Origin of the sequence: Mesorhizobium sp. M7A.F.Ca.CA.004.12.1.1 (assembly GCF_003997835.1) — a bacterium.
Classification (GTDB): domain Bacteria; phylum Pseudomonadota; class Alphaproteobacteria; order Rhizobiales; family Rhizobiaceae; genus Mesorhizobium.
On sequence record NZ_RZRK01000473.1, the window covers coordinates 1 to 4,924 of the forward strand.

Sequence of the window (4,924 nt, forward strand, 5' to 3'; positions counted from 1 at the left end):
GCAGAGATATTTGCCGGTGAGCGCGACGATGTAGGAAGGGACGTAGAAGGCGCTGGTGGGAGACACCGCAAGGTTGAGCAGCGGCACAAGGACGGCCACCGCCAGCAGGATGAAGATCGTGATGGCGATGCGGCGGTCCGCGCCGGCGGCAAAGAAGCGTCCCGTGATCATGCTTCCACCGCCCTGCCCTTGAGCGCGAATAGGCCGCGCGGGCGCTTCTGGATGAACAGGATGATCAGCACCAGCACGACGATCTTGCCGAGCACCGCGCCCGCATAGGGCTCGAGGAACTTGTTGACGATGCCGAGCGAGAAGGCGCCGACCAGCGTGCCCCACAGATTGCCGACGCCGCCGAAGACGACGACCATGAAGCTGTCGATGATGTAGCCGCGACCGAGATTGGGCGAGACGTTGTCGATCTGGCTGAGCGCGACGCCGGCAATGCCTGCAATGCCGGAGCCGAGCGCGAAGGTCAGCGCGTCTACCCATGGCGTCCTGATGCCCATCGAGGCGGCCATGCGCCGGTTGGCGGTGACGGCGCGCATCTGCAGGCCCCAGGGCGTGCGCTTCATCACGTAGAGCAGGATGCCGAAGACAGCGAGCGCGAAAACCAGGATCCACAGCCGGTTCCAGGTGATCGCCAACTGGCCGAGATTGAACGAGCCCGACATCCAGGATGGGTTGCCGACCTCCTGGTTGGTCGGCCCGAAGATCGAGCGCACGGCCTGTTGCAGGATCAGCGAGACGCCCCATGTCGCCAGCAGCGTTTCAAGCGGCCGGCCATAGAGGAAACGGATGACGCCGCGCTCGATGATCAGGCCAACCAGGGCCGCAACGAGGAAGGCGAGCGGCAGCGCAATGACCAGCGACCAGTCGAACAGGCCGGGAAAGGAGGTGCGGATCACCTGCTGGACGACGAAGGTCGTGTAGGCGCCGAGCATGACCATCTCGCCATGCGCCATGTTGATGACGCCCATGACGCCGAAGGTGATGGCAAGGCCGATTGCCGCCAGCAGCAGCACCGAGCCCAGCGAGATGCCGTACCAGATGTTCTGCCCGGCATCCCAGAAGGCCAGCGTCGAATTGATGTTGGCGATTGCGGTCGTCGCCGCTTGCTTGACCGCGTCGGTGGAATTCGCCTCGACCGAGGTGAGCAGGGAAACCGCATCGCGGTCGCCACGCGCGCCGATCAGGGCAATTGCAGCGAGCTTGTCGGCTTCAGGCCGGTCGGAGACCAGAACGGAGGCGGCACGAGCCTGTTCGAGCAGCGCCTTGACGCTGGCCACGGTCTCACTGGCGATTGCCGTGTCGAGCGGTCCGATGTTTGCGGCGTCGGGCGTCTTGAACATGGTGTCTGCGGCGGCAACACGCACGGCCGGGTCCTTGGCGCCGAGCGTCAGCGTGCCCAACGCATCGCGTATGACGCGACGCAGCGTGTTGTTGACCTTGATCTTGGTGATGCCGTCCTTGGCCGCCTCGCCCGACGCCTCGCCGCTCAACGGGTCGGAAAGCTGGACGCTTTCGCCCGCTTCCTTGCCGACAAACACAAGGGAATCAGCCTTGCGGACATACAGGTTGCCGTCGGCAAGTGCCGCAAGCGGCCGCTCTACCGCCGGATCGCCGGCGGCCGCCAGTTCGTGGACGACGGCCCCGATCTCGGAAAAGCCCTTGGCCGTGGCGAATTTGGCGATGATGCCGCGCAGATCGGCTTCGCCGGCGCCGGAGGACGACAGCGTCGCCAGCAGGAACAACAGCATCAAACCCGTGCGGATCAAGATCATCGGTCTCTGGTAACCCCTGAAGGTTGAAGTGGGCGTCCGGACGGCGGAGGAAGCCGTCCGGACGCGCGCGGTCATGGGCATGGACCTGAAGGTCCAGCCCGGGGAGGATCAGTTCGTGCCCTTGCCGCCGCACTTGCCGGTGGCAACATTGAAGTTGCCGCAGGACAGAGGCGCGCGCCAATCGGAGATCAGGTCCTTGGAATCAGGCAGATAGTCGGACCACTCGTCACCCATCACCAGGCCCGGCGTGCGCGACACGGTTTCGAACTGGCCGTCGGCCTGGATTTCGCCGATCAGCACCGGCTTGGTGATGTGGTGGTTCGGCATCATCGTCGAATAGCCGCCGGTCAGGTTCGGCACCGACACGCCGATCATGGCGTCGATGACCTTGTCCGGATCGGTGGTGCCGGCCTTCTCGACCGCCTTCACCCACATGTTGAAGCCGATATAATGGGCTTCCATCGGATCGTTGGTGGTGCGCTTGTCGTTCTTGATGAACTTGTGCCAGTCGGCGATGAACTTCTTGTTCTCGGGCGTGTCGACGCTCTCGAAATAGTTCCAGGCGGCGAGATGGCCGACCAGCGGCGCGGTGTCGAGACCGGCTAGCTCTTCCTCGCCGACCGAGAAGGCCATGACCGGGATGTCCTCGGCCTTGATGCCCTGGTTGCCGAGTTCCTTGTAGAACGGCACGTTGGCGTCGCCGTTGACGGTCGAGACGACGGCGGTCTTCTTGCCGGCCGAACCGAACTTCTTGATCGCCGAAACTTCGGTCTGCCAGTCGGAGAAGCCGAACGGCGTGTAATTGACCATGATGTCTTCAGCCGCCACGCCCTTGGCCTTCAGATAGGCCTCGAGGATCTTGTTGGTGGTGCGCGGATAGACGTAGTCGGTGCCTTCCAGCACCCAGCGCTTCACCGAACCACCGTCCTCGCTCATCAGATAGTCGACAGCCGGGATGGCCTGCTGGTTCGGCGCCGCACCGGTGTAGAACACGTTGCGCTCGCTTTCCTCGCCCTCATACTGGACGGGGTAGAACAGGATATTGTCGAGTTCCGAGAACACCGGCAGCACCGATTTACGCGACACCGAGGTCCAGCAGCCGAACACCGCCGCGACCTTGTCCTTGGAGATCAGTTCGCGCGCTTTTTCGGCAAACAGCGGCCAGTTGGAAGCCGGATCGACGACGACCGCCTCGAGCTTCTTGCCGAGCAGACCACCCTTGGCGTTCTGCTCGTCGATGAGCATCAGCATGGCGTCCTTCAGCGTCGTCTCCGAAATCGCCATGGTCCCCGACAGCGAATGGAGAATGCCGACCTTGATCGTGTCGTCGGCGGCCTTGACCGGAGCGGACGTCAACAGGCCGGCGGCGACCACACCAGCCGAAAACATTTTTGTTATTGTCGAGAAATTACCCCTCATATTACAGACTCCCAAGCTAGTTGATTGCACCGCAACACTGCAAAGCAACCCCCATGCCAACCGCTCTGGCAATCCCGAAAGGGCACAAATAAATTATAGATATCAGCACCTTGGAATATAGGGCTTACAAAACAAAGAGAGGTGGCCAGAAATCGATTGAGGGAATTTTGCGCAGCTTGCGCAGCCTCTGCCTATTTTTCGATCATTTACCAAATCTGCCTAGATTTTGAACTCACCCGTGCCTCAGGCGACCGATGTTGCGGCGCGGTGCAAAAATAGGGCAAGCTCGCTCTTCAAGCGAGCGACGTCATGGTTTCAGGTATTTCACGTATTTTCATCGGCATACTGCTTCTGGCTGCAGCAACCGTGGCCGCGCGAGCCGATTTCAGCGACGGCAAGATGCCTGACGGCGCCTATCATTGCGAAGTGTACCTGCTTGGCATGTTCCTCAGCCTCGGCGACATCACCATCAAGGGGAACGTCTACAGCGGCCCCGTCTACGCCAGCCTCGGCGTCTTCGGCACCGCGCGGCAGGGCTACAACTACCAAATGGACGCAAACGGCGTGATCTCGTGGCTGGGGCCGCTGGGCGGATATACCGCCGGCGGCAATTCACTGTCGCTGACCCAGGCGACGCTGGACGGCGAAACAGTGCCCTCCTTCGACATCATCATGAAGCAGCCCGACGGCGCCTTCACCGCCTCGACCTGCACCAAGCAGTGAGGCGGCAAGAAAAAGGCGCGGAACCTTGCGGGTTCCGCGCCAGCAGTCCGTCGGGAGGATGTGACTAGATCGTCTTGGCCGACATCTGCGCCGCGATGTAGTCGGCCTGGCGGATCGCGAGCGACACGATCGTCAGGGTCGGGTTTTCGGCGGCACCGGTGGTGAACTGGCTGCCATCGGACACGAACAGGTTCTTGATGTCGTGCGCCTGGCCGTGCTTGTTGACGACGCCGTCTTCCGCTTTCTCGCTCATCCGGTTGGTGCCGAGATTGTGGGTCGACGGATAGGGCGGCGTCGGGAAGGTGCGGGTGGCGCCGACCGCATCATAGAGTGCCGTAGCCTGCTTGTAGGCGTGGTTACGCATCGCGGTGTCGTTCGGATGGTCGTCGAAATGCACGTCGGCGATCGGCATGCCGTGCGCGTCCTTCTCGTCGGCATGCAGCGCGATGCGGTTCTCCGCGCGCGGCATGTCCTCACCGACGATCCAAAGGCCGGCCATGTGGTCGTAGTGATCGAGTGCTGTGGTGAACGAGCGCCCCCATGCGCCCGGATCAAGAAACGCTGCCATGAACGGCAGGCCGAGCGACAGCGTCTCGAACTCGTAGCCACCAACGAAACCGCGCGATGGATCATGCCGCGCCTCGTCGCGGATGATGCCGGCCATGGTCGTGCCGCGATACATGTGCACCGGTCTGTCGAAGATGGCATAGACCGAGCCGGTGGTGTGACGCATGTAGTTCTTGCCGACCTGACCCGACGAGTTGGCAAGCCCATCGGGGAATTTCCCCGACGCCGAATTGAGCAGCAGCCGCGGGCTCTCGATCGAATTGCCGGCAACCGCGACGATGCGCGCCTTCTGCTCCTGCAGCTTGCCGTCTTTGTCGGCGTAGACAACGCCGGTCACCTTTCCGCTGGCGTCATGGTTGATCTTGATCGCCATGGCATTCGGCCTGACTTCGAGATGGCCTGTCGCCTCTCCCTTGGGTATCTCGGTGTAGAGC

At 62.3% G+C, this 4,924-nt stretch carries 4 protein-coding genes and 1 pseudogene; 1 reads left to right on the plus strand and 4 read right to left on the minus strand.

Translation table 11 applies throughout. The features are described from left to right. From EN984_RS38945 to urtA, 3 genes and pseudogenes are all read right to left on the minus strand, one after another. A pseudogene (locus EN984_RS38945) lies at nucleotides 1–171 on the minus strand (urea ABC transporter permease subunit UrtC); the annotation flags it as partial. Next, nucleotides 168–1,781 carry an urea ABC transporter permease subunit UrtB gene (gene urtB, locus EN984_RS22805; protein ID WP_127271301.1) on the minus strand — a complete coding sequence of 538 codons (1,614 nt, stop codon included), beginning with the start codon at nucleotides 1,779–1,781 and terminating at the stop codon, nucleotides 168–170. The gene urtB and the pseudogene EN984_RS38945, both read right to left, overlap by 4 nt. A gap of 108 nt (nucleotides 1,782–1,889) precedes the next feature. Then, nucleotides 1,890–3,200 carry an urea ABC transporter substrate-binding protein gene (urtA, locus tag EN984_RS22810; protein WP_027036733.1) on the minus strand — a complete coding sequence of 437 codons (1,311 nt, stop codon included), beginning with the start codon at nucleotides 3,198–3,200 and terminating at the stop codon, nucleotides 1,890–1,892. Between the two features lie 309 nt (nucleotides 3,201–3,509). Between urtA and EN984_RS22815 the strand changes: the two genes are divergently transcribed. Continuing rightward, nucleotides 3,510–3,923, plus strand: coding sequence for a hypothetical protein (locus EN984_RS22815; RefSeq protein ID WP_127268965.1), 414 nt, complete (start codon nucleotides 3,510–3,512; stop codon nucleotides 3,921–3,923). 64 nt (nucleotides 3,924–3,987) lie between these two features. Here EN984_RS22815 and EN984_RS22820 read toward each other — a convergent pair. After that, a partial coding sequence (locus EN984_RS22820; RefSeq protein WP_164765587.1) for a GMC oxidoreductase occupies nucleotides 3,988–4,924 on the minus strand: 937 nt, incomplete at its 5' end.

What these genes read in the sequence shown, in the direction of transcription:
- urtB (WP_127271301.1), bottom strand. Translation starts at nt 1,781, where the DNA reads ATGATCTTGATCCGCACGGGTTTGATGCTGTTGTTCCTGCTGGCGACG.
- urtA (WP_027036733.1), bottom strand. Translation starts at nt 3,200, where the DNA reads ATGAGGGGTAATTTCTCGACAATAACAAAAATGTTTTCGGCTGGTGTG.
- EN984_RS22815 (WP_127268965.1), top strand. Translation starts at nt 3,510, where the DNA reads ATGGTTTCAGGTATTTCACGTATTTTCATCGGCATACTGCTTCTGGCT.